This is a genomic window from Streptomyces sp. NPDC001070 (assembly GCF_053598835.1).
In genome coordinates this window covers 47,940-72,220 of the sequence record NZ_JBSFLB010000035.1, presented here as the reverse complement: position 1 = coordinate 72,220, position 24,281 = coordinate 47,940, and the positions used below count along the sequence as shown (strand labels likewise).

The following is a 24,281-nucleotide window of genomic DNA, read 5'->3' as shown; positions in this document are numbered from 1 at the left end:
CGATGGACTCCCCGGGGAACGTCACCGGGCACTTCACCGGCGACTTCGAGACCCATTTCACGGTGCCCGCCCCCCGGCCCGGCGACGAGGAGCGGATACGCCACTGGGCGGCGCGCAACGGGCTCAAGTACACCCGCATCGTGCTCGATCGCGGGGCCGCCCCCGACCAGCCCATGCTGACGTTGCGCGGCCGCGGCGACCTGCCCGGCCGGCGCACCGCCGCCGAGCGGTGGAGCGGGCGGCTGCGCGCCGAGGGGTTCGACGTCGTGCGCGTGAAGATCGAGGCCGCGCCCTGGAACGCCGAGGTGCCCCGCTCCGCCGGCGAGGCCCTGGACCTGCCGCCCGGCTGCTACTTCGAACACCACGTCAAGCTCGTCATCGCCGACCGCGCCCGGCTGGACGAGGTGCGCGCGATCGCCGGGCAGCACGCCGCCCACGTGTCCCGCAACGCCCTCCGCGACCTCGGCGACCGCGGCCACGAACGCTTCGTCACCCAGCGCTGCCGCGGCGTCGGGCGCCCCGAGGCGCGCCTGCGGCTCGACCGGCTCCTGGCCGCCCTCGCGGAGGCGGGCCTCCCGGCCGTGGAGGTGGAGGAGGAGTTCGTCGTCCACGACGACCGCCCCGCCCTCGACGACGGCTGGATCGACGAGGGGCGCGCCCGGTGACCGCCCGGCCGGCGGGGCGGGACCCCGCGGCCGCCGCGCACCGGGCCGTGCTCGACCACCTCCTGTGCCTCGTCGCGGAGTCCGCGCTGGGCGACCTCCTCGTGCTGCGGGGCAGCATGGTGATGCCCGCCTGGGTCGGCAGCGCCGCCCGCGAGCCGGGCGACCTCGACTGGATCGTCCCGCCCTCCCTTGCGGTACCGATCGACCCGCTCCACCCGTACCCGTACGTCGACGAGTCGGCAGCCGTCCAGCACTGGCCCGAGGCGGCGGACGGCGCCGGCCGCCACGAGATCTGGACGGACGAGGAGTTCGGCACGGGCGGGCTGCGGGTGCGGCTGCCGCCCGAGGGACTGAACTGGATCGTCGACCCGGAGCCCGACCCCTCCGACGGCCCGCCCGGCGACCTGCTCGACCTGGTCCGCCGGTACCCCGACGCCGCCCCCGGCGTGCGCCTCGACGCCAACGGCGCCCGCCACGACGGCAGCTGGACCTACACCGAGTACGACACCCCGGGGGTACGGCTGGTCATCCCCTGGCACGCGGACGGGCTGCCCCCGGGCGAGGTACGCCTGGACTTCGCGCGCGACGAACGGCTCCCGGAACCGCCGGTCCTGACCGCCGTGCCGCGCGGCGACGGCGGCGCTCCGGCCGTGGTGCGCACCGCGAGCCGCGAACTCTCCCTCGCCTGGAAGCTGCTGTGGCTGCAGGCCGACGCCGCGGCCGAGGGCCGCGCCCAGGGCAAGGACCTGTACGACGCGGTCCTCCTCGCCGAAGCGCCCGGCACCGCCCTCACCGCGCGCCTCCTGCGCCGGGTGATGCGCCAGGAGCCCGGCCACCCCGCCTCCGCCCCACGCCTCGCCGAGGTCGCGCCGCACTCCGTCGACTGGGACGCCTTCCGCACGGCCCACCCCTGGGTGACCGGCACCGCCGCGCAGTGGCTCGACCGGCTGAAGCGGGCGCTGTCCGAGGTCCTGCCCGAGGGCCCCTGACGCGCGCGGCGGGGACACCGCCCGGGCGCCGGGACGCACCGAAGCGCCTGCCGTGGCCGGTCCTGCTACCGCTGCGCTCGCCTGGAACCGGCCGACTCCGCTGCCTCCGCCTGGTAAGCGGTGAGGACGAGTCGTCTGCCGTCTCCTGCGGCGACGGCGTCGACCAGGAGCGTGCTTCCCTCGTCGAAGCGCAGGATGAAGAGCGGATCGAGTGCCACCAGGAAGGCGAAGCCCTCCCGGTCCTCCGAGGACAGGGGAGGGTCGAAGATCGCGTCGCACGTCCAGTCGTTTCCGGTGACGCGGACCGTGACACGCACGCCGAACGTCCCAGGGCAGGTCGATCGGTCGGCCCACCGATCCAGCATTGCCGTGCCCTCGTAGCCGTCCATCCTCCAAGCAGCGCGGGCAGGCCGCCGGGACGGGGCGTCGCGGTGAGCCGGGGCCTCGGCCGGGCCGGTCGTCCCGGGCCCGGAGGCTGCCGGCGCGAGGATGGGGGCCTGGGGGCCGCCTCGTCGTGCGCGCGGGCGCGTTCACCGCCGTCGTCGGTCCGCCCTCGGGCGGCGAAAACGGGGAGCCGACACTCGGCCTGACGGGCTAGCCTCAGCCCCCATGACCCCGCACGCCGAGACCGTACCCGCCGAGTTCGTGCGCTTCGCGGTCGCGCTGGAACCGGACGAGCTGGCCGCGGGATACGCCGCGGGGCGGGTCACGGAGGCGGACGCGCGCCGGCTGGCGTTCCTGCGGCGCTGCGATCTGGGGGAGCTCGGCGGGAGGTTCGCCGCCCTGGCGGATGCGGCCCCGGAGGTGTGGCGGAGGGTCGCCGCCGGCGCCGGGCCGGAGGCCGGGCGGGTCTGGGCGTATCTCGACGGGGCGTGGCGCGGTGAGGCGGACGCCGCGGGACGGCGGGAGTTCCTCGTGGAGCGGGCGGCCGCCGGACGCGGCATGAACTGGGCGGACTCCTCGGCGCTGCTGGGGACGGACCGGCCCGAGGAGGTGGACGCGGCCTTCGAGCGCGCCGAGCCGATGGTGGGCGTGGCGGTCATCGGGCTGGCGCTCACCCATCCGGACGCCGCCGCGATCCTGCCGCGCGTCGCCCGCGCCCTGCGGGCACCGCGCGGCGAACTGCGTCACCAGGGCGTCGTCGCCCTGGCCCATGTCGCCCGCCTGCACGGCACCGTCGACGAGCACTGCCTGGAACTGCTGCGCGGGCTGCCGCCCGGTACCGAGGCCCACAACGACATCGTGGCGTACGTGCCACTGCGCGAGCTGCCGTGGTGGCTGCGCAGGTACGGCTACGCGCAGCGCCTGCGTGCGGTCGTCCGGTGCCCGGGCATCATGCTCCGGCGCCGCACGCACGGGTAGGGCGCCCTCCGTGCGCGGCCGGCCCGCGGCTTCGCCCGGTGGCGGCGCGGCAGGCCGGTTAGCATGCCAGGAGAACAGGTGATCGCGTTTGAAGGAGGCGGGTCCACCATGGCGGACGACGTCACGATCCCGGGCATCGACCCCACGTCCAAGCCGAGCGGAGAGGGCTGCGCCGAGTGCGGAGCCGGCCAGGGGCCGGGCTGGTGGTTCCACCTGCGCCGCTGCGCGCAGTGCGGGCAGATCGGCTGCTGCGACTCCTCGCCCTCGCAGCACGCCACGCGGCACGCGCGCGAGACGGGACACCCGTTCATCACCAGCTTCGAGCCCGGTGAGGACTGGTACTGGAACGTCGAGACGGAGGAGTACTACGACGGGCCCGTGCTGCCCCCGCCGAACGCCCGCCCGGAGACCCAGCCCTGCCCGGGCCCCGCGGGCAAGGTCCCCGACGACTGGCAGGCGCAGCTGCACTGACCCCCGCCACGCGCTGCCCGTACCGGTGCCGCCGCGTGCGGCTCACGGGCTGCCGCCCGCGTGCCGGGCCCCCGCAGCCGCTACGCGGCGACCTCGGGCAGCCGGACCCGGGCCAGTTGCCGGGACTGGGCCACCAGGCGGCCCGCCGAGTCCCAGACCTCGGCGTCCTCCTCCATGTAGCCGTCCGCGAAGTTCCGGGTGGAGTGCTTCAGCCGCAGCCACCCCGGCTCGGGCCTGGCGCGGACGTGGGCGGTCAGCTCCAGGGTCGGCGCCCAGCCCGGGATGCCGAGGTCGAAGCTGACCGGGGGCAGACTGTCCACCGCGAGCAGCAGCATCAGCGGGTCGGGTTCCCGGCCGTCCGGCATCCGCAGCCAGCCCTGCACCATGCCCCGGCCGGACGGGGCGCCGACCGCCCAGCCGACCGTGTCCGGGTCCAGCCGCAGCTCGATGCGCTCCAGCATCGGGGATATCTTCAGGAACTCCGGCGGTGCCACATCGGTGCCGACGCACTGCTCGGGCGGCGGCATCTGCGGGGGCGTGGCCGAGGTGCGCACGTCGCCCGCGTGGTCGTGGCCGTTGAGGTCGCCGTAGGTGGCGATCGCCCGCAGCCGCTCCTCGCCCTCCTGCACCAGGGACACCATGCCGGTCGAGACGGTACGGCCGCGGCGCAGCGTCTGCGTGCGGGCGGTCACCGGACCCGGGCGGGACGTCGACAGGTAGTAGGCGCTGATCGAGAACGGATCCCGGTGCCCCTGCTCACCGCCGCCGAGCTCCTCGCCCAGCGCCCGGCCGGCGAGGGCGAGCAGCAGCCCGCCGTTGACGCCCATGCCGATCCGCCAGCCCTCGTGGAGCTCCGCGTCGTAGACCGAGGGCTCGCCCGGGCGCGGCGTGACGGCCGTCTCGCGGTCGAATCCGTACTTCTCATGCATCGTCAGTGTTCCTTGAGGTCGAACGAGGTGAACAGCGCGTCGAGCGCTTCGTCGATGGACGTGGCGCCGGTGCCCAGGGCCAGCGAGCCCCACAGCCACAGTTGCGCCACGCCGTGCAGCCCGGACCACACGGCGCCGGTGAGCGCCCGCGTGTCCGCGGCGGGCCGCCAGCCTTCTGCCTGCGCGGCGCGCACGAGCACGAGGAGGTGGTCGTCGAAGGCCGACATGCCGGCCCGGCCGAGTTCCTTGTCCCGGGCGTCCAGCAGGTCGTGCCGGAACATCAGGGTGAACATCGCCGGCCGTCCCAGCGCGTACGCCACGTAGCCGCGGGCCCCGGCGCGCAGCCGCGCCGCCGCGGAAGCGCCCTCCGGGCACTCCCGCACGGCCGCCTCGGCCAGCGCGTTGAGCTCACGGAATCCCACGGTCGCCACGGCCGACAGCAGTGCCGCCCGGTGCGGGAAGTGCTTCAGGGGCGCCCCGTGCGACACGTTCGCACGCCGTGCGATGGCCCGCAGGGTCAGTCCTTCGACGCCCTCGTCGTCCAGGACGGCGAGGGCGGCGTCGAGCAGGCGCGCGCGGGGTGCGGTGGTCATGGTGGACAGTGTCTACCTCGGAGGTGGACACTGTCTACCTCCGAGCTGCCGGACCCCGCCTGCGAAGGCGCGCCGGGACGGTCAGACCCGGCCGGCCGCCGTCGCGGGCAGCGCGATCCGCTCTTCGCCCGCGTAGACGTTCATGGAGGTGCCGCGGAGGAAGCCGACGAGGGTCAGGCCGGACTCGGCGGCGAGGTCGACGGCGAGGGAGGACGGGGCCGAGACGGCGGCGAGGACGGGGATGCCGGCCATGACGGCCTTCTGGGCGAGTTCGAAGGAGGCGCGGCCGGAGACCATCAGGATCTTGCCCTCCAGGGGGAGCAGGTCCTGCTGGAGGGCGCGGCCGACGAGCTTGTCGACGGCGTTGTGGCGGCCCACGTCCTCCCGGACGTCGAGCAGTTCGCCCTCCGCCGTGAAGAGCGCGGCCGCGTGCAGGCCCCCGGTCCGGTCGAAGACCCGCTGCGCGGCACGCAGCCGGTCGGGCAGCGCGGACAGCAGGGCGGGTTCGAGCCGCAGCGGCGAGGCGTCGGCGATGGGCCAGCGGGCCGTGGTCCGGACGGCGTCCAGGCTGGCCTTGCCGCACAGGCCGCAGGAGGACGTCGTGTAGACGTTCCGCTCCAGCGTGATGTCGGGGACGGGGACGCCGGGCGCGAGGCGCACGTCGACGACGTTGTAGGTGTTCGAGCCGTCGACGGTCGCGCCCGCGCAGTACACGATGTTCGCCAGCTCGGCGGCGCTGCCGAGTACGCCCTCGCTGACCAGGAAGCCGGCCGCGAGGGCGAAGTCGTCGCCCGGGGTGCGCATCGTGATCGCGAGCGGCTTGCCGTTGAGCCGGATCTCCAGCGGCTCCTCGGCGACCAGGGTGTCCGCCCGGTGGTCGACGGCTCCCTCCCTGATCCTCAGTACTCGACGCCGTTCGGTGACCCGTCCCATGTCGATCAGTCCCGGTTCTGTCCGTGCTGGCAGCCGATTCGGCCCTTGAATACAGAGGTTGCCATGGGTGACCCGGTTGTCGTGCGGTGAGGTCACCCCGGCCCGGCTCGTCCGGGGCGCCCGTCGTCCGCGTACGTACGCGCTCCGCGTCCGAGGGACCCTTTCGAAGTCGACAGGATATTGTCTACAGTATCGTCCGGAAGCGTCAAGGGAGCGCGGCGCACAGCCCTTCACGCCACGGAGAAACGCCACGGAGAAACGCCACGGAGAAACGCGGCGGCCACGGCCGGTTCAGGAGGCACCGATGACCACGCTCGACCAGCGGACTCCGCGGCGGCACGCCACCCACTCCGGCACCCCGTGGGCGCAGGCCCGTGCCACCGCCCGGCTCGCCGCGGAGCCGCTGGAGGCGTTCCCCGTGCCGCTCGAGCGGGCGCGGGGCGGTGTCCTCGCCGAGTCGTTGCGCGCGCGCACCGCGCATCCCGCCTTCGACACGGCCGCCATGGACGGCTACGCGGTGGCCGGTTCCGCGCCCTGGACGGTCGTGGGGCGCGTGCTGGCCGGACGCCCGTCCGGCGTCGGCGCGCTGACGGACGGCCAGGCCGTCGAGATCGCCACCGGCGCCGCGGTGCCGCCCGGCGCGTGCGCAGTTCTGCCGTACGAGACGGCCCTGCGAACGGACGGCCTGGTCACCGGGGTCGTGGAAGCGCGCCGCCACATCCGGTACCGCGGGGAGGAGTGCGCCGAGGGGCGCGAGGTCCTTCCGGCCGGGACGCCGGTCACGCCCGCCGTGCTCGGCCTCGCCGCCGCCCTGGGCCACGACGCCCTCACCGTCCACCGCCGCCCGCGGGTCGCCGTCCTCGTCACCGGCGACGAGGTCGTACGCCACGGCCTTCCGCCCGCCGGTCAGGTCCGCGACGCCCTGGGCCCCTTGCTGCCCGGCCTGGTCGACTGGGCGGGCGGCACCGCGCAGCCGACCACCTATCTGCCCGACGGGCGCTCGCCGCTCACCACCGCCCTCGCCCGGACCGGTGTCGACGTCATCGCGGTGTGCGGGGCCTCGTCGCGAGGCCCGGCCGACCATCTCCGGCCCGCGCTGCGCGCCCTGGGCGCCGAACTGCTGGTCGACGGCGTCGCCTGCCGACCCGGCCACCCCCAACTGCTCGCCCGCCTTCCCGGCGCCGGCCGGCTCGTCGTGGGCCTGCCCGGCAATCCGTACGCCGCGCTCGCCGCCGCGCTGACCCTGCTGGTGCCCGCACTGCACCGCCTCGCGGGCCGCTCACCGGCGCTGCCGTCCCGGGCCGCCCTGGCCGGCTCCCCGGCCCCGCACGCCCACGACACCCGGCTCGTTCCCGTGGCGGTCGCCGGCGGCCGCGCCACCCCCGTCGGCCACGACCGCCCGGGCCTGCTGTGGGGCGCCGCGGCCGCCGACGCCCTGGCCGTCCTGCCGCCCGCCGGGGCCGCCGACCCCGGCGACGTCCGTGACGTCGAGCTGCTGGAACTGCCCCGCTAAGCGGCTCCGCCGAAGTCCGCTGCTGATCCGCACCTGCGGTGCAAACCTCGCCGCCCCTGGTGAACGGGGTCTGGGGGCGAAGCCCCCGGGAACTTATTGTTCCCGCACCTCAGCGGAGCTGCTCAGGGCCTGTCTCGAAGTCGCGTGTGAGCTTGTGACAAGATCGCGGGATGCTGCGACTCACCGATTTCATTATCGACTGCCCGGACACGATGAAGCTGGCGGCTTTCTACTCCGAGGTGACGGGCCGTCCGATCAAGGAAGGCAGCTCCGAGGACTGGGCTGGCATCCAGTTCGGCGAGATCGAGCTGGCATTCATCCGGGTGGACGACTACCGCGCTCCGCAGTGGCCCGACAGCGAGCACCCCAAGCAGTTCCACCTCGACTTCGAAGTGGACGAGTTCGAGTCCGAGCAGCGCCGCGTCCTCGGCCTCGGCGCGACGCTGAGGCAGGACTTCATCGGCCCCAACGGCTACGGCTGGCAGGTCTACACCGACCCGATCGGCCACCCCTTCTGCCTGTGCCGCAACAAGGGCGTCATCTGGACCGACCAGGGCCCGATCTGGACCAAGCGCGACTAAGCGGCTTGGATGCGGTTCGTTGCTGACTGTCGGATCCGGTCGCGTTGATGGTTCATGGCCTGGTCGACGGCCTCGCCGATGGCGTCGGTGCTGGTCTGGGCGCGTTGCGGGTAATCCCGGTACTCCGCCTGGCGCCAGACCGACTCGATGTCGTACAACTCCGGGCTGCGCGGTGGCAGGTGGAACAGCTACACCCCGATCTTGGTCAGCTGCTAGCGGCGGCCCTTGAACGCCTTGGCCGTGTGCGCTGAGGCGTTGTCCGGTACCACGGTGCACGGCCGCGAGCGTGCCCAGACGGGCAGCTGTCCATCGAGGCCGTCGGCGGCCGGCTCCAGGGCTGCGGCCCCACCGGGCAAGTCGGCCAGGTCCGCGCAGACGAACTCCAGCAGCATCCCGGCGTCGATCTTCCCGCAGGTGGGCTGCCGGAGAAGGTCCGGCGTGGTGCCCACGATCTGGGCGCCGAGCACGTTGACCCGGCGGTTCTTGGTGTCCTCGCGGGGCACCACCGCCCGATGCGCGAGTAGGTGTAGCCGGTGGGCATGGTCGGGGCGAAGCCGGACTCGTCCAGGAGGATCAGGTCGCGCTCGCCCGCGTGCGCCTCCATCCGTAAGTGCGCAAGTCCTCCAACCGGGCCCGGGCACCCGGCGGGGAGGACGGCCGTGGGACCGCTGCCGATGTGCGGGTATGTCCGGTGGTTTGACGCCTGGAGGCCGACGTCGGTACAACCGTGCGAATCTGCTGTGCCGTACGCCGACAGGGGCTGTTGTCACTCGTGAGCACCACGGACGCCGACCAGGGGACCCAGCCCCCGGTCACCACCTGCTACCGCCACTCAAAGCGCGAGTCGTATGTCCGCTGCACCCGCTGCGACCGCTACATATGCCCGGACTGCATGCGCGAGGCGGCCGTCGGCCACCAGTGCCCCGACTGCGTCCGAGAGGGCAACAAGAGCATCCGCCAGGCCCGTACGGTCTTCGGCGGCCGCGTCTCCACGGCGGGCGTGCCCGCGGTGACGTACGCGCTGATCGCGCTGAACATCGCCCTGTACGTGGGCGAGTTGCTGCGCCCGGCCATCGTCGACCGGCTGGACTCCCTCGGCCAGGGCCTGCTGGGTCCCGAGGGGCACACAGCCCCCTACGACGGCACGACGTTCCCCGGTTTCGAGCTGGTCGGCATCGCCCACGGCGAGTGGTACCGCCTCGTCACGGCGGCGTTCCTCCATCTCCGGCCGATGGAGGGGACCTTCGGCATCGCCCACATCCTGCTGAACATGTCCTCGCTGTGGACTCTCGGCCGGGTCGTCGAGGGCCAGCTGGGGCGCGCCCGCTACCTCGCGCTCTACCTCCTGTCCGCCGTGGGCGGCTCCGTGATGCAGTACCTGATCTCGCCCGGTACGGGAGCGGTGGGCGCGTCCGGCGCGATCTTCGGGCTCGGTGCCGCGTACTACGTCTTCAGCCGGCGCCTGAACTACGACCCCATCGGCGGGCGGCAGCTCATCACGGGCCTCCTGGTCTGGATGGTCGTCTCCGCGGCGGTCACGTCCTGGCAGGGCCACCTCGGCGGGCTGCTCACCGGCGGTGCCGTCGGCCTCGCCTTCGCCTACGCCCCCGCCAGGCACCGGACCCTCGTCCAGGCGGTGGGTGCGGTCGCGATGCTGGCCGTCCTGGTGGTGCTGGTGGTCCTGAAGACCTCCCAGCTCACCGGCTCCGCGTAGCCGGGAGCGGCGCGGGCAGCCGGGAACGGGCGGGAAAGCCGCCGCCGTTCCCGGCCCCGGTGTGAAGAGCGTCACGCGTCGGGGCGGTGTACCCGCAAGGGCCCTGCTCTCAGTACACTGTAGACGAAAGCCAATCCATCCCCGGGAAAGGTTGGGGGCCGAGATGCTGTCCACCGGGCTGTCGCAGGGATCCGTGCCCAAACTGGAGCGTCCAGGACCCCTGCGCGAGCAGGTCTACGAAGCGCTGCTCGAGCTGATCATCACCCGCTCGCTGAGCCCCGGCCAGCATCTGGTGGAGACCGAGCTCGCCGGCCATCTCGGGGTCTCCCGGCAGCCCGTGCGCGAGGCCCTGCAGCGGCTGAACACGGAGGGGTGGGTGGATCTGCGCCCGGCCCAGGGCGCGTTCGTCCACGCGCCCACCGAGGAGGAGGCCGACCAGCTCCTCGTCGTCCGAGCGCTGCTGGAGACGGAGGCGGCGCGCCTGGCCGCTTCCAACACCACCGCCGAGGGGCTGGAGCGGCTCGACGAGCTGTGCGCGGCGGGAGAGGCCGCGGTCACGGCGGACGACGTGGACGCGGTGGTGGCGGCGAACGCCGCCCTCCACGCGTGCGTGATGGAACTGGCCGGGAACGCGGTGCTCGCCGAGCTCGCCCGGCAGGTCGAGCGGCGCGTGCGCTGGTACTACACCCCGGTCGCCCGGCAGCGCGGCATGCAGTCCTGGGTCGAGCACCGCGAACTGGTCGCGGCCATCGCCGGCCGCGACGCCGACCGCGCCCAGCAGGTCATGCGCGCCCACACCGAGCACACCAGGACCTCGTACCACCAGCGCGCCGACAAGGACTGAGCCCAGGCCGGCCCCACCGGTTCACCTGATCTCTCCCAGGATGCCCGGGCCTTCAGGCCGGGGAGGAATGGGTCCTGGGTCGGAGCCGCGAAGCGGCGGAGTTCTCTGCGCATCTGGTCTGACCTGCGTTCTCTTTCGTTGTCAGTGGGGGCTGTTAGGTTCCCGAGCATGACGGCAGCAGTGAGCGGGCAGGGGTCCGGGTACGCCCGGTACACCTACCGGCTGCGGGTGTCGTCCACCGCGGGTGCCGGCCTGGAGGCGGAGTGGGCGCGCTGTCGGTGGGTGTGGAACGAGTGCGTGGCCATGTCCCGCAAGGTCCACGGCCTGAACAGGACCGCCGGGCAGAAGATCACGTGCGGCCCCGCGCAGCTCGACAGGATGCTGACCGAGGCCCGGCGGTCGATGGCGTGGCTGCGGGAAGGCAGCTCGGTGCCGCAGCAGCAGGTCATCCGGGACTTCGCGAAGTCCCGCGCCAAAGCCGTGAAGGACATCACGGCACGGCTGCCCATGGGGCAGCGGGCCGGGATGCCCGGCATCAAGCGCAAGCGCGAGGCCGCACCGACGCTGAACTACACCACCCGCGGTTTTAGGCTCAAGGACGGACGCCTGCACCTGGCCGGCGGCATCGTGCTGACGGTGGTGTGGTCCCGCGACCTGCCCGACCACCCCACGTCGGTACGCGTGTACCGGGACAGCCTCGGCCACTGGTACGCCTCGTTTGTCGTCGCGGTCGAGGTGCAGCCGCTGCCCGCCACCGGCGCAGTGATCGGCGTGGACTGGGGCGTGCGTGAGACCGCGACCACGACCAGCGACGTCCACGACCTGCCCCACGCTCAGCACGGCAGGAGTGCCGCGGCGAAGCTGGCCCGCTACCAGAAGATGATGGCCCGCCGGCGTACCGCGAGGAACACGCCCGACTCCGGCGGGTACCGCAAGGCCCGCCGGGCCGCGGCGAAGGTGTCCAGGAAGATCGCCCGCCGGCGGCAGGACACCGCCCGCAAGTGGGCCAAGCGCGTGGTGACCGACCACGACGCGATCGCGGTCGAGGACTTTAGGCCGAAGTTCCTGGCCCGGACCACCATGGCGCGCAAGGCGGCGGACGCCGCGATCGGCGCGACGAAGGCGGCTCTGATCGAGATGGGCCGCAAGCACGGGCGGGATGTCCGCCTGGTGCATCCCGCGCACACCACCATGGACTGTGCGTCGTGCGGAGCGAGAACCAAGCACGCACTTCCTCTTTCGGAACGTACCTACACCTGCACCGCGTGCGCAGTCGTCTCTCCCAGGGACAAGAACTCCGCCCGCGTGATGCTGGTCCGGGCTGGTCTCAACCCGGCTGGTGCCGATCGTGTAAGCGCTGGTGGACCGCTGGTCCCCAGCCCACGTGAGCCAGGAATCCCCGCCCTTCAGGGCGGGGAGGATGTCAAAGCAGCGGCTTGCCCTCGAAGTGGCCCAGCCGCTCGTTGTACAGCTCCACGTTGACCCCGTTGGGGTCGCGGATGTACAGGCTGTCCTCCACGCCCCGGTCCGGCCCGAGGTACTCGACGCCGGCCTCGTCCAGCCGCCGCTTCGCCCGGGCGAACTGCTCCGCGGACACCGACAGCGCCAGGTGCTGCAGCCCGCCGATCGTCTCGTGGTGCTCGGGGTGCTCGTGGCCGGGGAAGTCGAAGAAGCCCAGCAGGTTGTCGTGGCCGATGTCGAAGAAGAAGTGGCTGGAGCCCGCGTAGTCGCGGTTCTCCACCAGCTCCACCAGCGGGAAGCCCAGGAACTCCTGATAGAAGCGAATGGTCTCCTCCACGTCGCGGCAGATGAACGCGACGTGGTGCACCCCCGCCGCCGTCGTCGCCGGGCGCTCCGCGGGCTCCCGCAGATACGCCTTGCGCAGTTCCTCCCGCCGGGCCCGTACGGCCTCCAGCTCACTGCCCTGGGGTTGACCCATGATCGATTCCGCCTCCTCACGCCCCGCGGTTAATGTGGTGCGCGGGAAGATATACCCGATTAACCTCCGGCCATGGTGTCCTTCGACCGACTGGTGGCATTCGCCCTGGTCTCGCTGGTGCTCGTGGTCATCCCCGGCCCCAGCGTGCTCTTCGTCATCGGCCGCGCGCTGGCGCACGGCCGCCGTGTCGCGCTGACCTCCGTCGCCGGGAACACACTGGGCTCGTACGTCCTCGTCGGGGCCGTCGCGCTCGGCGTCGGGCCGGTGGTGGAGCGGTCCGCGCTGCTGTTCGCCGCGCTGAAGCTCGCGGGCGCCGGCTATCTGGTGTACCTGGGGGTGAAGGCGCTGCGTCAGCGCAAGGCCCTCACCATGGTCTCCGGGGACGCGGGGGCGGCGCGCGGCGCGCTGCGCACGCTGGGGGAGGGCTTCGTGGTCGGGGTCTCGAACCCCAAGACGATGGTGTTCTACGCGGCCGTGCTGCCGCAATTCGTGGACCGCGCCGCCGGGCACGTCCCCGTGCAGATGCTGCTGCTCGGCCTGATCTTCAACGCCATCGCGCTCGTCTCCGACAGCGGCATGGGCCTCGCCGCCGCAGCGGCCCGCTCCTGGTTCGCCCGCTCACCGCGCCGGCTGTCGATGGTCGGCGGCGCGGGCGGCCTGGCCATGATCGGCCTGGGTGTGACCGTCGCCGCGACGGGGCGTACCGACTGATCGCCGCGCCCGCTGGATAGGGTGGCCGGATGGACGACGGACACGCGGACGACGCAGCCGCCCTGGAGCGTCTGCGGTACCTGCGCGGCAGCATCGACAACCTGGACGCGGCCCTGGTCCACCTCCTCGCGGAGCGCTTCAGGGCGACGCAGCAGGTGGGCGAGCTGAAGGCAGCGCACAACATGCCGCCCGCCGACCCGCGGCGCGAGGCCGAGCAGATCGCGCGGCTCCGCCAGATGGCCGAGGAGGCGCACCTCGACCCGGCCTTCGCGGAGAAGTTCCTCAAGTTCATCGTCGAGGAGGTCATCCGGCATCACAAGGCGATCGCCGTCAAGTCCTCCAACAGGGACGACGCCGCCGGACGGTGACCCCCGCAGTCCTTGCGCCGATGACCGTCCGCGTCCGCGCGACCGGCCGCGGCGCCTGACCCGTCCTGGAGGTACGGCCCGGTGATGGACCAGGATCCCGCGCGGCTTCCCGGTCTCGACGAGCCCGCGCAGTCGCCCACGGCCGTCCTGTGCCGGCTGTGCCGCCGGCCGCTCACCTCCCGCGAAGCCCGTCGCCGGGGCCTGGGCGAGGACTGCCGGCGCAAGCTCCGGGAGCGCGTCGCCCCGGCGCCCCGGCGGCGGTTCGAGGTGGAGCAGGACGGGCTCTTCGGGGACGGCCGCCCGGGCTGACCGGCCCGTGGAGTGCCGGCCGACGGAGCAGCACGAAAGCACCGGACCCGGGCCTCGCACCGGGGTGCGGTGCCGGGGTTCGGTGCCAGGGGCTTCGAGCCGCCCGGTCCCCGGGCGTTCGCCGTGTGCCCCAGCCGCGCGAGCCCGCCACGGCTGAGGCACCACGTCATACCCTCGTGTCTTCCCGGAGGCCGGACGGGGCCGGCACGCCCGTGGAGACCGATGCGACCGCCCGCTCCGCCGTCACCTCAGACCATCTCCCGGCTGATGGGCTGCGGGTTGGGCCGGATGTCCTTGACGCGGGGGCGGCCCGGCTGCCGCAGCAGCAGGGACAGGCCACCGGTGAACAGGCCGATGGAGCCGGCCAGCATGAAGGCGCCCCCGTAACCCCAGGCGTTGACCACGACACTGCCGAGACCCGCTCCGACCAGGCCGGAGACCAGCTTGGAGCTGTAGACCAGGCCGTAGTTGGAGGCGTTGTTGTTCTCACCGAAGTAGTCCGCGGTCATCGCCGCGAACAACGGGAAGATCGCGCCGCCACCGAAGCCCGACACCATCGACGCCAGCAGGAACAGCGGCATGCTGCCCATCGAACCGGAGAAGTAGACCGCGAACTGCGCCAGACCCAGCACCACGCAGACGAGGGTCAGCGTCTGGCGCCGCCCGTACCGGTCGGAGATCCAGCCGATGACACCGCGGCCGGTGCCGTTGACGATCGCCTTCAGGCTCATGGCCAGGGCCACGATTCCGCCCGCGAAGCCCATCTCGTCACCGAAGTCGACCTGGAACGAGATGCCGAAGATGTTCACACCCGCCGTACACAGCAGGCAGAACCACATCAGCGGCAGGACACCGGTCCTGACCGCCTCCATCGGCGTGTACTGCTTCACCGCAGGCGGGTTCTTCTCCAGCGCCCGGCGGATGCGCGGGTCGTCGGAGACCGCGAGCGGGTCGATGTGCGACGGCCACCAGTTCTTCGGCGGGTCCTGGAAGAAGAAGCCGCTGACGGCGACCGCGAGCGCCAGGCCGATGCCGACCGTGATCAGCACGTTCTCGTAGTTCCCGAGGTCCATGTAGGACTTGAAGAGGAAGATGAAGGGCACCGACCCGTAGGCGAAACCGCCGTTGACGAAGCCGGTCTTGCCGCCCTTCCGTTCCGGATACCACTTGCCGACCATGTTGATGCAGGTCGCGTAGACCATGCCGGCACCGCCGCCGCCGAAGAAGCCGAAGCCCAGATACGCCCAGAAGACACTGGGCGCGTGGGCCAGCGACAGATAGCCCATCAAGGTGCCCGCCGCTCCCAGCAGCATCGCCGCGCGGGCCGACAGTGTGCCGTTCTCCCGCATCTTGCCTGCCGGGAAGGCCACCGCCGCCTGGAAGAGGATCCAGACGCCCAGCAGCCAGAAGATGTGCGCGCCGTGCCAGTTGTGCGCCTCGGAAAGCGTGTCCTCGGCGGAGGTGAACGCGTACTCCGAGGAGCTGATGGCCATCATGGCGACCCACGGGAGGATCACCATGGTCCACCGGGGCCGCCCCATGATGTCCCGGTCGGATTCGCCGATCCGGTACGTGCGGCCGTTGCGGTCCGTCACCTCCGTGTAGGGAATGGGTGGTTGAGACGATGTCGATGACGCCATTGTCGTTCCCCTTGCCTCGTAAGAGCCGGTGCCAGCGCCCCCTGGACGGTTCTCGTGTGGTGCTGCCGGAACGGCCCGGCCTCGCGGTTCGGGTCCGATGCCGCCCGGTGTGCTGCTCCCCCGCAAGCGGGAGCGACTGCCCGGGACGGGGGTGTCCGGGCAGGGTCGGTGGCGGGCCGAGTTCTCGGCCCGGATGACCGGGTGCGCCGTGGAAGCACTCGCGGAAGGCCATCGCCACCATGTCGGCCGTGCGGGCCGTGTCGGGCACGGTGGCGGCGAACTTGGTGATCGGGGCCATCAGGTCGACGTGCGGGAGGTCCTGCGGCGATCCCGTCCTGTGCCGGCTGCGGGACCCCTGGCCGCCGATCAGCAGCATGGGGCTCTCGGCCCGGAAGGCGTTCGCCACGCCGGTGACGGCGTCGGTGGTGCCGGGGCCCGCGGTGACGACGGCGTAGCCGGGGCTGCCCGTGATGCGGGCGCAGCCGTCGGCGGCGTGCGCGGCCACCTGCTCGTGGCGTACGTCGACCACCTTGATGCCCTCGTTGACGCAGCCGTCGTGGATGTCGATGATGCGGCCGCCGTCGAGGGTGTAGACGACGTCCACACCCTCGGCCTTGAGCGCCTGAGCGACGAGGTGGCCACCGGAGACGAGGTCGGAGTTGCCCTCGGACATGGCGAGTTCGGTTCCTTCCGACGGGGCCGGTGGATGGGTCGAGCGGCGATTCCGTTCACGAGTCTGTACATTGCATACAGGCGACGAATACTGTATGCAGACGTTTATCCCGCATCGGCAAGCCGGTGTCCAGGGGTGTGCACCGAATTATCTTTCGACTCGAGACAGGGCAGGTGCGTTTGACGATGGATCTGTTCGAGTACCAAGCACGGGAGCTGTTCGCGCGGCACGGAGTCCCCGTGCTCGACGCACACGTGGTGGACGACCCCGCCGCGGCCCGCGCCGCGGCCGAACGCCTGGGCGGGCGGGTCGTGGTGAAGGCCCAGGTCAAGACGGGCGGCCGGGGCAAGGCGGGCGGGGTGAGGCTCGCCTCGGACCCGGCGGACGCGGAGGAGAAGGCCCGCGCCATCCTCGGCATGGACATCAAGGGCCATACCGTCGGCAAGGTCATGCTGGCCCGGACCGCCGACATCAGGGACGAGTACTACGTCTCCTACCTCCTCGACCGCGCCGAGCGCACCTTCCTCGCCATGGCCTCCGCCGAGGGCGGCATGGACATCGAGGAGGTCGCCGCCACCCGGCCCGAGGCCCTGGCCCGCATCCCCGTCGACGCCGCCGAGGGCGTCACCGAGGACAAGGCCCGGGAGATCGCCGCCGCGGCCGGCCTCCCCGAGGAGACCGTGCCCGTCCTCGTGGCCCTGTGGGAGGTCCTCACCGCCGAGGACGCCCTGCTGGTCGAGGTCAACCCGCTCGTACGGACCGGGGAAGGCCGCATCGTCGCCCTCGACGGCAAGGTGTCCCTCGACGCCAACGCCCGCTTCCGCCACCCCGCCCACGAGGCCTACGAGGACCCCGGCGAGGGCGACCCCCTGGAGGCCGCCGCCCGTGCGAAGGGCCTCAACTACGTCAAGCTCGACGGTACGGTCGGCGTCATCGGCAACGGCGCCGGCCTGGTGATGAGCACCCTCGACGTGGTCGCCCACCACGGGGGCGCCCCGGCGAACTTCCTCGACATCGGCGGCGGCGCCTCCGCCCAGGTGATGGCCGACGGCCTCGGCGTCATCCTCTCCGACCCCGACGTCTCCTCCGTCCTCGTCAACGTCTTCGGCGGCATCACCGCCTGCGACGCCGTCGCCGACGGCATCGTCCACGCCCTCGACCTGGTCGAACTCACCAAGCCCCTCGTCGTCCGCCTCGACGGCAACAACGCCGAACGCGGCCGCGCCATCCTCGAGGACGCGGCGCACCCGTTCGTACAGCAGCTGGACACCATGGACGGCGCGGCCGCGCGGGCCGCCGAGCCCGCAGGGAGCTGATCGCGATGGCCATCTTCATCGACCGCAACAGCAAGGTGATCGTCCAGGGCATGACCGGCTCGGAGGGCATGAAGCACACCCGCCGCATGCTCGCCTCGGGGACTGACATCGTGGGCGGCGTCAACCCGCGCAAGGCGGGCACGCAGGCCGAGTTCGACGGGCGCATCGTCCCGGTCTTCGGGTCGGTCAAGGAGGCGGCCGGCGCCACGGGCGCGGACGCCAGCGTCGTCTTCGTCCCGCCGCCGTTCGTGCGCGGCGCCGTCGACGAGGCCGTCGACGCCGGGCTCGGGCTCGTCGTCGTCATCACCGAGGGCGTCCCCGTCCACGACACCGTCGCCTTCCGCGCCCGCGCCGTCGCCTCCGGCACCCGCATCATCGGCCCCAACTGCCCCGGCCTGATCAGCCCCGGACAGTCCAACGCGGGCATCATCCCGGCCGACATCACCACCGCCGGGCGGATCGGCCTGGTGTCGAAGTCCGGCACCCTCACCTACCAGCTGATGTACGAGCTGCGCGACATGGGCTTCTCCACCGCCGTCGGCATCGGCGGTGACCCCGTCATCGGCACCACGCACATCGACTGCCTGCGCGCCTTCCAGGACGACCCCGACACCGACCTCATCGTCATGATCGGCGAGATCGGCGGCGACGCCGAGGAGCGCGCGGCCTCGTACATCTCCCGCCTGGTCGCCAAGCCCGTCGTCGGCTATGTCGCGGGCTTCACCGCGCCCGAGGGCAGGACCATGGGTCACGCGGGCGCCATCGTCTCCGGCTCGTCCGGCACCGCCCGGGCCAAGAAGGAGACGCTGGAGGCCGCGGGCGTCGCCGTCGGCAGCACCCCCTCGGACACCGCGCGGCTCGTACGCGGACTGCTGCGGTGAGCGGCGCCGAGGAGCTGCTCACCCGCAGGTACGACGTGGGCGCGACACTCACACCACTCGCCCCCGAAAAGAAGCAGCCCCAGACCGGAGTCGCTATCGTCGCGTGCATGGACGCACGGCTCGGCGTCGAGACGATGTTCGGGCTGCGTCCGGGCGACGCCCATGTCATCCGCAACGCGGGCGGGTGTGTCAACGACGACACGCTCCGTTCGCTCCGACTGAGTCAGCTACGAGGCGGCACCCGCGAGATCGTGCTGGTCCACCACGAGGACTGCGCGGCACTGAGCGACCCGGCCGACGACCTGCGTGCGTGCATGGCGCGTCTGCGTGCCGGCACCGAGCTGCCCCACACCGAGCTGGTGCGGGGATTCCTCTACACGCGCGGTGGTGCGCTGCGCGAGATCCGCCCCGAATGAGCGGAGAACCCATGACCCTCATCCTCAAACCCGGAACGGCCTGGACGGACGCGTGGAGGCGCTGTCTCCAGGCCGCCCCCGAGGCGTTCCACGACGACCGCGTGCTCAACCTGTGGGCCGGGACCTGGCAGGCCGACGGCCGTGTCCTGCCGACCACCAGCCCCGTCGACGGCACCCCCATCGCCGGGCTGCCCCGCCTGGACGCCGGCACCGCCCACCGGGCGGTCCGCGCCTCCCTCGACCAGCACCGCGCCTGGTGCGACGTCCCCCTTCCCGAGCGCAAAGCACGGGTCGCGGCCGCCCTGGACGCCCTCACCGAGCATCGCGAGCTGCTCTCCCTGCTCCTGGTCTGGGAGATCGGCAAGCCATGGCGGCTCGCCCAGGCAGACGTCGACCGGGCCGTCGACGGCGTGCGCTGGTACGTCGACGAGATCGACGGCATGCTCGCCGACCGGACGCCACTGCCCGGACCGGTCAGCAACATCGCCAGCTGGAACTACCCCATGAGCGTCCTCGTCCACGCCATGCTCGTGCAGGCGCTCGCCGGCAACGCCGTCATCGCCAAGACCCCCACCGACGGGGGCCTGGCCTGCCTCACCCTCGCGTGCGCGCTCATCGCCCGCGAGGACGTACCGGTGACCCTGGTCAGCGGCAGCGGCGGCGAACTCTCCGAGGCGCTGGTGCGGGCGCCCGAGGTCGGCTGCGTCTCCTTCGTCGGCGGCCGGGACGCGGGCGGCCGGGTCGCCTCGCACGTCGCCGACCTCGGCAAACGCCACGTCCTGGAACAGGAGGGTCTCAACGCCTGGGGCGTGTGGGACTACAGCGACTGGGACACCCTGGCGGGTCATATCCGCAGGACCTTCGACTACGCCAAGCAGCGCTGCACCGCCTACCCCCGCTTCGTCGTGCGGCGCGAACTCTTCGCCGACTTCCTGTCCGCGTATCTGCCGGCCGTGCGCTCCGTACGCCTCGGCCACCCACTCGCCGTCGAGAACCCCGGGGACGACCTCCCCGAGCTCGACTTCGGGCCGCTCATCAACGCGGCCAAGGCCAAGGAGCTCGGAGACCTCGTCGCCGAGGCCGTCGACCGCGGCGCGATCCCGCTGCACCGCGGCAGCCTCGCCGACGCCCGGCTCCTGCCCGGCCAGGACACCTCCGCCTACCTGCCGCCCGTCACCCTCCTCAACCCGCCCTCCACCTCCCCGCTGCACCACGCGGAGCCCTTCGGCCCGGTCGACACGATCGTCCTGGTCGACACCGAGGCGGAGCTGCTGGCCGCCATGAACGCCAGCAACGGCGCCCTCGTCGCCACCTTGTCCACCGACGACGAGGAGACCTACGCCCGTCTCGCCCCGCAGATCCGCGCCTTCAAGGTCGGCCACAACAAGCCCCGCTCCCGAGGCGACCGCGCCGAGCTCTTCGGCGGCTTCGGCGCCTCCTGGCGCGGCGCCTTCGTCGGCGGCGAGCTGCTGGTCCGCGCCGTCACCGAGGGCCCGGCGGACGAGCGCCCGCCGGGCAACTTCCCGGACTACCACCTGATGCCGGAGCGGGCGGCGTAGCCGCCCGTGACCCGGTCGCCGGCCGCCGGGGCCGTCGTGGCCCCGGCACCCCGGCGTATCCCCGCGCACCCCGCGGATACGCAGGTGAAACCCACTCCGAATCCTTGGTATCGTTGTCCATGTCGCCGCGGGGCCAGCCCCGCGGTCGCATCACCTGGTCCGGGTGGCGGAATGGCAGACGCGCTAGCTTGAGGTGCTAGTGCCCTTTATCGGGCGTGGGGGTTCAAGTCCCCCCTCGGACACAACGATTGACGATACGGTGAGGACCTCGATCTTGCGATCGCGGTCCTCGTTGCGTGTTCGTAGCCAATGGCGATGCCCAGTGCCTCGTAGAGGGGGCCTTTCTTCTCGACGGCGGCGGTCTGGATGCGCTGTGCAATATCTCCAAGACTCTCGGTGATCTGCCGGATCTGTTGCGCGTTGAGCGGGATCTTGTGGGGCTCGGAAAGTCGTCGCTGCAGGTCAGGCCGCGTATCGGTACTCATCGATGACACCGCCGAGGATGCGGGTGCGTAGGAGCCTGCGGCCTCCGAGCTCGTGCACGGTGATCGGCTGCTGGTCGGCGCCCGGAGGTCGTTGGGTGCGGGCCCGGTGGGGGCGGTGGTCGTTGTAGTGCCGCTCGTGGGCGGTCAAGACGTGCCGGGCGCGGGCCTCGTTCAGGATGGGGACGTGGTCGAGGGCTTCGCGCCGGATGCTGCCCGAGCGCGTCCGGTTCGAGCATGACGGCCCGGTCACCCGGGCACGCCAACCCGCCCTGACCAGCTGGTCAGCACCTCCCACGCGGCGGGGGAACCTCAGATCAGGGACGCACATCGACGTAGTCGCCGGTGGCCTTGGCCGGGCCGGTGGTGTTGGTGCCGGTGAAGCTCCACCGCCAGTAGCCGTCTTTGACTGCCTTGACCGTGGTGCGAAGGGTGCCGGTGCCGCTGGTGTTCACCGTGGCCACCGTGGTGTAGGTGCTGCTGCCCTTCGGGCGGAACTGCAGTTTCACGGCTTGGCCCGCGTATCCCGCATACCGGTAGGTGTCCCAGTTGGCCCGCACGAGCTTGCCGGTGATGGTGATACGTGCGCCCTTGGCCACCGGTTCCGGTGAGGCGTTGACCGTGAGCCGCGCGGCACGCTTGAGGCGGAACGACCCCACGCCGGGGGCAAAAACGGAATCGCCGTCGTTGGTGTCGACCAAGGCGTCGACTGACCATGTTCCCGCGTTGCTGTTGGACAGGTCCACTGGGTCGTCGCCGCCCGGAGTCGGGTGGGCGTTGACGGTGAACACCGTCGTGCACGCCGTCGCGGTCTCGCAGAACGCATCAGTGGTGTAGAAACCGCCGTGCGGCCCCTTCAGATCCACATCGGCGAAAGACAGACCGGCGTCATCGGATCCGGTGACCGTGACCGGGAACTGCACGTTGTGCGTTGTACCTACGATGACGTCATGTCCGGAGTTGACGGTGGCACCGCTGACCACCGGGTTGCTGGGCGCGGCATCGGCCGAGGTGCCGACCCCCGCCAGCAAAACGGCGACGGCCCCCACCACGACGCCGCGGCCTGTGGCGCGTCCGACGGGCTTGCGCCGTATGGCACGTGCGGTGGCGATGGGTGAGGGGATGTCCCGCCCGCCGCTTTGTCTGTCGCCAGGTGGTGCGGCGAAGCGTCTCATGAATCCCTCCCAGGGATGACAGGCCTTGCAGCCAACCACACCGCGTGCGGGGGCAGTTGGCGGCGAGCGCAGGAGACCGATATGTGTCACTCTCTACGACTGCCGAACCGGCCCGATCGTTGCCCCGGCCGGGGTGGGAAAACAACCAGCCACCCGCCACGGTAGTCGGATGACACCCCCACCCGCCACGCGAGTCGGATGAGAAATGAGCAGGAGATGCGATGCCTTGAGTGCCGAGTTCGCGCATCCGCTTCATCACCGGCTGAACTGTGACCGGCTAGTACTCCAGTGCGGTTTCGTGATCACGTGCGGGTCGACTGCGCCAGGACCTGCCCGAAGATCTGTGAGTTGAGCCGAACAGAGGTCGCAGACGGGCTCTGCGGGCAGACGTGTCAATGGTTAGGCCAGGAACCGAACTGGTGCGGCCTACGTCTCCCGCACCATGACTTCTGACGACCAGCAAGGGCACGCGGGTCACACCGGAGCTGCCTCGCCGACTGCTGTGACTGTGGATCCGCCGAGGGTCAACGACTACGACAGCTTTGCCGAGGCGTACACGAGCGAGAACGAAACCAACCTCATCAACGCCTACTACGAGCGTCCCGCGATGCTGACCCTCGCCGGGAACGTGGCCGGCCGGCGGATCCTCGACGCCGGCTGCGGCTCCGGACCCTTGTTCGCGGCGCTGCGTGACCGTGGCGCGATCGTCAGCGGCTTCGATGCGAGCGCCGGGATGCTGGAGCTGGCCCGACGTCGACTCGGCGAGGATGCCGACCTGCAGGTGGCCGCCCTGGGCAGCCCCCTTCCCTACGCTGACGACACCTTCGACGACGTCGTCGCGTCCCTGGTGCTGCACTACCTGGAGGACTGGGGGCCGGCGCTGACCGAGCTGCGACGGGTACTCAAGCCCGGCGGTCGGCTGATCATGTCCGTCGACCACCCCTTCGCCATCCACGGCCTCGAGTACCTGGCCGGGAACAAGACTGACTACTTCGCGACCTACGACCGGATCGAGGAGTGGTCCATGGGCGGCCGGACCGCCCGGCTGCGCTTTTGGAACAGGCCGCTACACGCGATGACTGACGCCTTCACCGCAGCAGGCTTCCGGATCAGGGTCATCAGCGAGCCGGATCCTGACCCTGCTGCTCGTGACCTGTTCCCCGAGGTCAAGCCACGCTTCCTGTGCTTCCTGTTCTTCGTCCTGCAAGCGGATTAGAGGGCACAGGAGGAGTGCACCCAAGACGCCGACCTCATCGCCCCGCTTGCGCCATTAGCACCTTCATAATCAGCAGTCCCGTCAAGGGCCGGCCTCAGCGGATCTCGCCGAGCAGGTTGGCTTCGCAGAGAGGATTCACAACAACCTCGAGGTCCTGCGTAGCAGGGCGATCGCTCGAGGCTCTGGAAAGTACGTTGTGGATAGCGGCTGGTTCGGCGCAAAAGTGCTTAGTTCTATCAGGAACGGCAATCAGGACTGGGTGGTAGCCCTGCGCGGTGGTCAGTACCGCATCACGGGTACGGTTGACGTGCGGCAAAAAGCGGCGATCAGTTACCGTGTCCAGGTGTACAAGGACTGGAACTTCGACTACGGCGACACTTTCGCCGGAATCGACTTCGCGCCGTTCGCGCGGCTGCACGAAGCAGGTCTAGCTGGGGAATTTGACGTGTACGGAACCACTGGACTGCTGAGCTATGGTGGATAGTCAGGGCAAGTCAGACCTCCCTGGCCGTGCGATCCGTCGCCGGCCGGGAAGGGGCCTACTGATTGCCGGAGTTCTTTCGCTGCTTCTCTGCGGAGGGCCGCTGGCCGCAGTCGGCTACTTCTTCAGCTCTCCATCCCTTAATTTCGACACCAGACCGCTTGCTGTGATCTTGAAGGAATTCCAAATAGCGTTGCCGCCCGGCGTGAAGGATGTCTCGTATCGAGACTTCGGAAAATATCAGGGTGACGCGATGGCCTTGAAGTTTTCCACCGACGAAAGTGGGGCGGAGAGCTTTGTGGAGGGCATCGAGCCGGGTCAGCACCTGGAGGTCGGCATGAATCTGATCTCTTCCGTCGAAGAAGACGAAGCAGGTTGGAGCATTTCGGAATCTGCCGACCACCGGGGGGCGCTGCTCCACGGAAGACCGGAGTGCGGTTGCGAATTCGAAATTCTGGCAGTGGGCGAAGGGGAAAAGGTGACGGTGTACGTATACGCGCTCAAGGCATGACAGGCGCGGC

28 protein-coding genes, 1 tRNA gene and 1 pseudogene are annotated in these 24,281 nt (G+C 71.4%); 20 read left to right on the top strand and 10 right to left on the bottom strand.

Annotated features, from left to right (window positions below):
• Positions 1 to 2: 2 nt before the first annotated feature.
• Both ACWDAS_RS33810 and ACWDAS_RS33805 read left to right on the top strand, forming a co-directional pair.
• Positions 3 to 665, top strand: a complete 663-nt coding sequence (locus ACWDAS_RS33810; protein ID WP_450398534.1) for a hypothetical protein — start codon at positions 3 to 5, stop codon at positions 663 to 665.
• Positions 662 to 1,654, top strand: coding sequence for a nucleotidyl transferase AbiEii/AbiGii toxin family protein (locus ACWDAS_RS33805; RefSeq protein ID WP_450398533.1), 993 nt, complete (start codon positions 662 to 664; stop codon positions 1,652 to 1,654). Before ACWDAS_RS33810 ends, ACWDAS_RS33805 begins: the two co-directional genes overlap by 4 nt.
• A gap of 65 nt (positions 1,655 to 1,719) precedes the next feature.
• On the opposite strand, the gene ACWDAS_RS33800 is transcribed toward ACWDAS_RS33805, so the two are convergent.
• Positions 1,720 to 1,971, bottom strand: coding sequence for a hypothetical protein (locus ACWDAS_RS33800; protein WP_450398531.1), 252 nt, complete (start codon positions 1,969 to 1,971; stop codon positions 1,720 to 1,722).
• 292 nt (positions 1,972 to 2,263) lie between these two features.
• Here ACWDAS_RS33800 and ACWDAS_RS33795 point away from each other — a divergent pair, with 292 nt between their 5' ends.
• Positions 2,264 to 3,016: a hypothetical protein gene (locus ACWDAS_RS33795; RefSeq protein WP_450398530.1), complete on the top strand. Its 753-nt coding sequence runs from the start codon at positions 2,264 to 2,266 to the stop codon at positions 3,014 to 3,016.
• Positions 3,017 to 3,124: 108 nt separating this feature from the next.
• Positions 3,125 to 3,487 carry a UBP-type zinc finger domain-containing protein gene (locus tag ACWDAS_RS33790; RefSeq protein WP_450398528.1) on the top strand — a complete coding sequence of 121 codons (363 nt, stop codon included), beginning with the start codon at positions 3,125 to 3,127 and terminating at the stop codon, positions 3,485 to 3,487.
• Positions 3,488 to 3,567: 80 nt separating this feature from the next.
• Here ACWDAS_RS33790 and ACWDAS_RS33785 read toward each other — a convergent pair whose 3' ends face one another.
• The 3 genes from ACWDAS_RS33785 to fdhD all read right to left on the bottom strand — a co-directional run bounded on the left by ACWDAS_RS33785 (position 3,568) and on the right by fdhD (position 5,942).
• On the bottom strand, positions 3,568 to 4,416 hold the full coding sequence (locus ACWDAS_RS33785) for a thioesterase family protein (protein WP_450398526.1): 849 nt from the start codon (positions 4,414 to 4,416) through the stop codon (positions 3,568 to 3,570).
• 2 nt (positions 4,417 to 4,418) lie between these two features.
• Entirely contained in the window at positions 4,419 to 5,009 is a 591-nt protein-coding gene (locus tag ACWDAS_RS33780; protein ID WP_450398524.1) for a TetR/AcrR family transcriptional regulator, read from the bottom strand.
• 81 nt (positions 5,010 to 5,090) lie between these two features.
• Positions 5,091 to 5,942, bottom strand: a complete 852-nt coding sequence (fdhD, locus tag ACWDAS_RS33775; protein ID WP_450398522.1) for a formate dehydrogenase accessory sulfurtransferase FdhD — start codon at positions 5,940 to 5,942, stop codon at positions 5,091 to 5,093.
• Positions 5,943 to 6,246: 304 nt separating this feature from the next.
• Here fdhD and ACWDAS_RS33770 point away from each other — a divergent pair, with 304 nt between their 5' ends.
• A complete protein-coding gene (locus ACWDAS_RS33770) occupies positions 6,247 to 7,455 on the top strand; it encodes a molybdopterin molybdotransferase MoeA (protein WP_450398520.1) in 1,209 nt (402 codons plus the stop codon).
• A gap of 170 nt (positions 7,456 to 7,625) precedes the next feature.
• On the top strand, positions 7,626 to 8,036 hold the full coding sequence (locus ACWDAS_RS33765) for a VOC family protein (RefSeq protein WP_450398519.1): 411 nt from the start codon (positions 7,626 to 7,628) through the stop codon (positions 8,034 to 8,036).
• Between the two features lie 212 nt (positions 8,037 to 8,248).
• Here ACWDAS_RS33765 and ACWDAS_RS33760 read toward each other — a convergent pair whose 3' ends face one another.
• Positions 8,249 to 8,539, bottom strand: coding sequence for a hypothetical protein (locus tag ACWDAS_RS33760; RefSeq protein ID WP_450398517.1), 291 nt, complete (start codon positions 8,537 to 8,539; stop codon positions 8,249 to 8,251).
• Between the two features lie 269 nt (positions 8,540 to 8,808).
• Between ACWDAS_RS33760 and ACWDAS_RS33755 the strand changes: the two genes are divergently transcribed.
• The 3 genes from ACWDAS_RS33755 to ACWDAS_RS33745 all read left to right on the top strand — a co-directional run bounded on the left by ACWDAS_RS33755 (position 8,809) and on the right by ACWDAS_RS33745 (position 12,076).
• Positions 8,809 to 9,750 carry a rhomboid family intramembrane serine protease gene (locus tag ACWDAS_RS33755; protein WP_450398515.1) on the top strand — a complete coding sequence of 314 codons (942 nt, stop codon included), beginning with the start codon at positions 8,809 to 8,811 and terminating at the stop codon, positions 9,748 to 9,750.
• A gap of 163 nt (positions 9,751 to 9,913) precedes the next feature.
• Positions 9,914 to 10,594: a GntR family transcriptional regulator gene (locus tag ACWDAS_RS33750; RefSeq protein ID WP_450398513.1), complete on the top strand. Its 681-nt coding sequence runs from the start codon at positions 9,914 to 9,916 to the stop codon at positions 10,592 to 10,594.
• Positions 10,595 to 10,762: 168 nt separating this feature from the next.
• Positions 10,763 to 12,076 carry an RNA-guided endonuclease InsQ/TnpB family protein gene (locus ACWDAS_RS33745; protein WP_450398511.1) on the top strand — a complete coding sequence of 438 codons (1,314 nt, stop codon included), beginning with the start codon at positions 10,763 to 10,765 and terminating at the stop codon, positions 12,074 to 12,076.
• On the opposite strand, the gene ACWDAS_RS33740 is transcribed toward ACWDAS_RS33745, so the two are convergent.
• The gene (locus tag ACWDAS_RS33740; protein ID WP_450398509.1) at positions 12,018 to 12,533 is read right to left on the bottom strand and encodes a VOC family protein; all 516 of its coding nucleotides are present in this window, start codon (positions 12,531 to 12,533) and stop codon (positions 12,018 to 12,020) included. The two genes, ACWDAS_RS33745 and ACWDAS_RS33740, sit on opposite strands and share 59 nt — an antisense overlap.
• A 72-nt stretch (positions 12,534 to 12,605) precedes the next feature.
• Here ACWDAS_RS33740 and ACWDAS_RS33735 point away from each other — a divergent pair, with 72 nt between their 5' ends.
• From ACWDAS_RS33735 to ACWDAS_RS33725, 3 genes are all read left to right on the top strand, one after another.
• Positions 12,606 to 13,244, top strand: a complete 639-nt coding sequence (locus ACWDAS_RS33735; RefSeq protein ID WP_450398508.1) for a LysE family translocator — start codon at positions 12,606 to 12,608, stop codon at positions 13,242 to 13,244.
• Positions 13,245 to 13,273: 29 nt separating this feature from the next.
• Positions 13,274 to 13,612: a chorismate mutase gene (locus ACWDAS_RS33730; RefSeq protein WP_450398506.1), complete on the top strand. Its 339-nt coding sequence runs from the start codon at positions 13,274 to 13,276 to the stop codon at positions 13,610 to 13,612.
• An 84-nt stretch (positions 13,613 to 13,696) separates the two neighbouring features.
• On the top strand, positions 13,697 to 13,921 hold the full coding sequence (locus tag ACWDAS_RS33725; RefSeq protein ID WP_450398504.1) for a DUF6011 domain-containing protein: 225 nt from the start codon (positions 13,697 to 13,699) through the stop codon (positions 13,919 to 13,921).
• A gap of 248 nt (positions 13,922 to 14,169) precedes the next feature.
• Here the strand turns inward: ACWDAS_RS33725 and ACWDAS_RS33720 are convergent, their stop codons facing one another.
• Together ACWDAS_RS33720 and ACWDAS_RS33715 are read right to left on the bottom strand one after the other, a co-directional pair.
• On the bottom strand, positions 14,170 to 15,561 hold the full coding sequence (locus ACWDAS_RS33720; protein ID WP_450398502.1) for an OFA family MFS transporter: 1,392 nt from the start codon (positions 15,559 to 15,561) through the stop codon (positions 14,170 to 14,172).
• A gap of 189 nt (positions 15,562 to 15,750) precedes the next feature.
• Positions 15,751 to 16,234, bottom strand: a pseudogene (locus ACWDAS_RS33715) (thiamine pyrophosphate-binding protein); the annotation flags it as partial.
• Between the two features lie 185 nt (positions 16,235 to 16,419).
• On the opposite strand from ACWDAS_RS33715, the gene sucC reads away from it, so the two are divergent.
• The 5 genes from sucC (at position 16,420) to ACWDAS_RS33690 (ending at position 20,648) form a co-directional block, all read left to right on the top strand.
• Positions 16,420 to 17,550 (top strand): ADP-forming succinate--CoA ligase subunit beta, encoded by a 1,131-nt coding sequence (sucC, locus tag ACWDAS_RS33710; RefSeq protein WP_450398500.1) that lies wholly within the window; start codon positions 16,420 to 16,422, stop codon positions 17,548 to 17,550.
• A 5-nt stretch (positions 17,551 to 17,555) separates the two neighbouring features.
• The gene (sucD, locus tag ACWDAS_RS33705; RefSeq protein WP_450398499.1) at positions 17,556 to 18,431 is read left to right on the top strand and encodes a succinate--CoA ligase subunit alpha; all 876 of its coding nucleotides are present in this window, start codon (positions 17,556 to 17,558) and stop codon (positions 18,429 to 18,431) included.
• Positions 18,428 to 18,847 (top strand): carbonic anhydrase, encoded by a 420-nt coding sequence (locus tag ACWDAS_RS33700; protein ID WP_450398497.1) that lies wholly within the window; start codon positions 18,428 to 18,430, stop codon positions 18,845 to 18,847. Before sucD ends, ACWDAS_RS33700 begins: the two co-directional genes overlap by 4 nt.
• An 11-nt stretch (positions 18,848 to 18,858) precedes the next feature.
• Positions 18,859 to 20,406, top strand: coding sequence for an aldehyde dehydrogenase family protein (locus ACWDAS_RS33695; RefSeq protein ID WP_450398495.1), 1,548 nt, complete (start codon positions 18,859 to 18,861; stop codon positions 20,404 to 20,406).
• A 157-nt stretch (positions 20,407 to 20,563) separates the two neighbouring features.
• A tRNA-Leu gene (locus tag ACWDAS_RS33690) sits at positions 20,564 to 20,648 on the top strand.
• 220 nt (positions 20,649 to 20,868) lie between these two features.
• Here ACWDAS_RS33690 and ACWDAS_RS33685 read toward each other — a convergent pair.
• On the bottom strand, positions 20,869 to 21,141 hold the full coding sequence (locus ACWDAS_RS33685; protein WP_450398494.1) for a hypothetical protein: 273 nt from the start codon (positions 21,139 to 21,141) through the stop codon (positions 20,869 to 20,871).
• A gap of 64 nt (positions 21,142 to 21,205) precedes the next feature.
• Positions 21,206 to 22,063, bottom strand: coding sequence for a calcium-binding protein (locus ACWDAS_RS33680; RefSeq protein ID WP_450398492.1), 858 nt, complete (start codon positions 22,061 to 22,063; stop codon positions 21,206 to 21,208).
• Between the two features lie 442 nt (positions 22,064 to 22,505).
• Between ACWDAS_RS33680 and ACWDAS_RS33675 the strand changes: the two genes are divergently transcribed.
• From ACWDAS_RS33675 to ACWDAS_RS33665, 3 genes are all read left to right on the top strand, one after another.
• Positions 22,506 to 23,279 carry a class I SAM-dependent methyltransferase gene (locus ACWDAS_RS33675; protein ID WP_450398490.1) on the top strand — a complete coding sequence of 258 codons (774 nt, stop codon included), beginning with the start codon at positions 22,506 to 22,508 and terminating at the stop codon, positions 23,277 to 23,279.
• A gap of 196 nt (positions 23,280 to 23,475) precedes the next feature.
• Entirely contained in the window at positions 23,476 to 23,763 is a 288-nt protein-coding gene (locus ACWDAS_RS33670) for a hypothetical protein (RefSeq protein WP_450398489.1), read from the top strand.
• Complete coding sequence (locus ACWDAS_RS33665; RefSeq protein ID WP_450398488.1) at positions 23,753 to 24,271, top strand: hypothetical protein; 519 nt, start codon at positions 23,753 to 23,755, stop codon at positions 24,269 to 24,271. Before ACWDAS_RS33670 ends, ACWDAS_RS33665 begins: the two co-directional genes overlap by 11 nt.
• Positions 24,272 to 24,281: the final 10 nt, after the last annotated feature.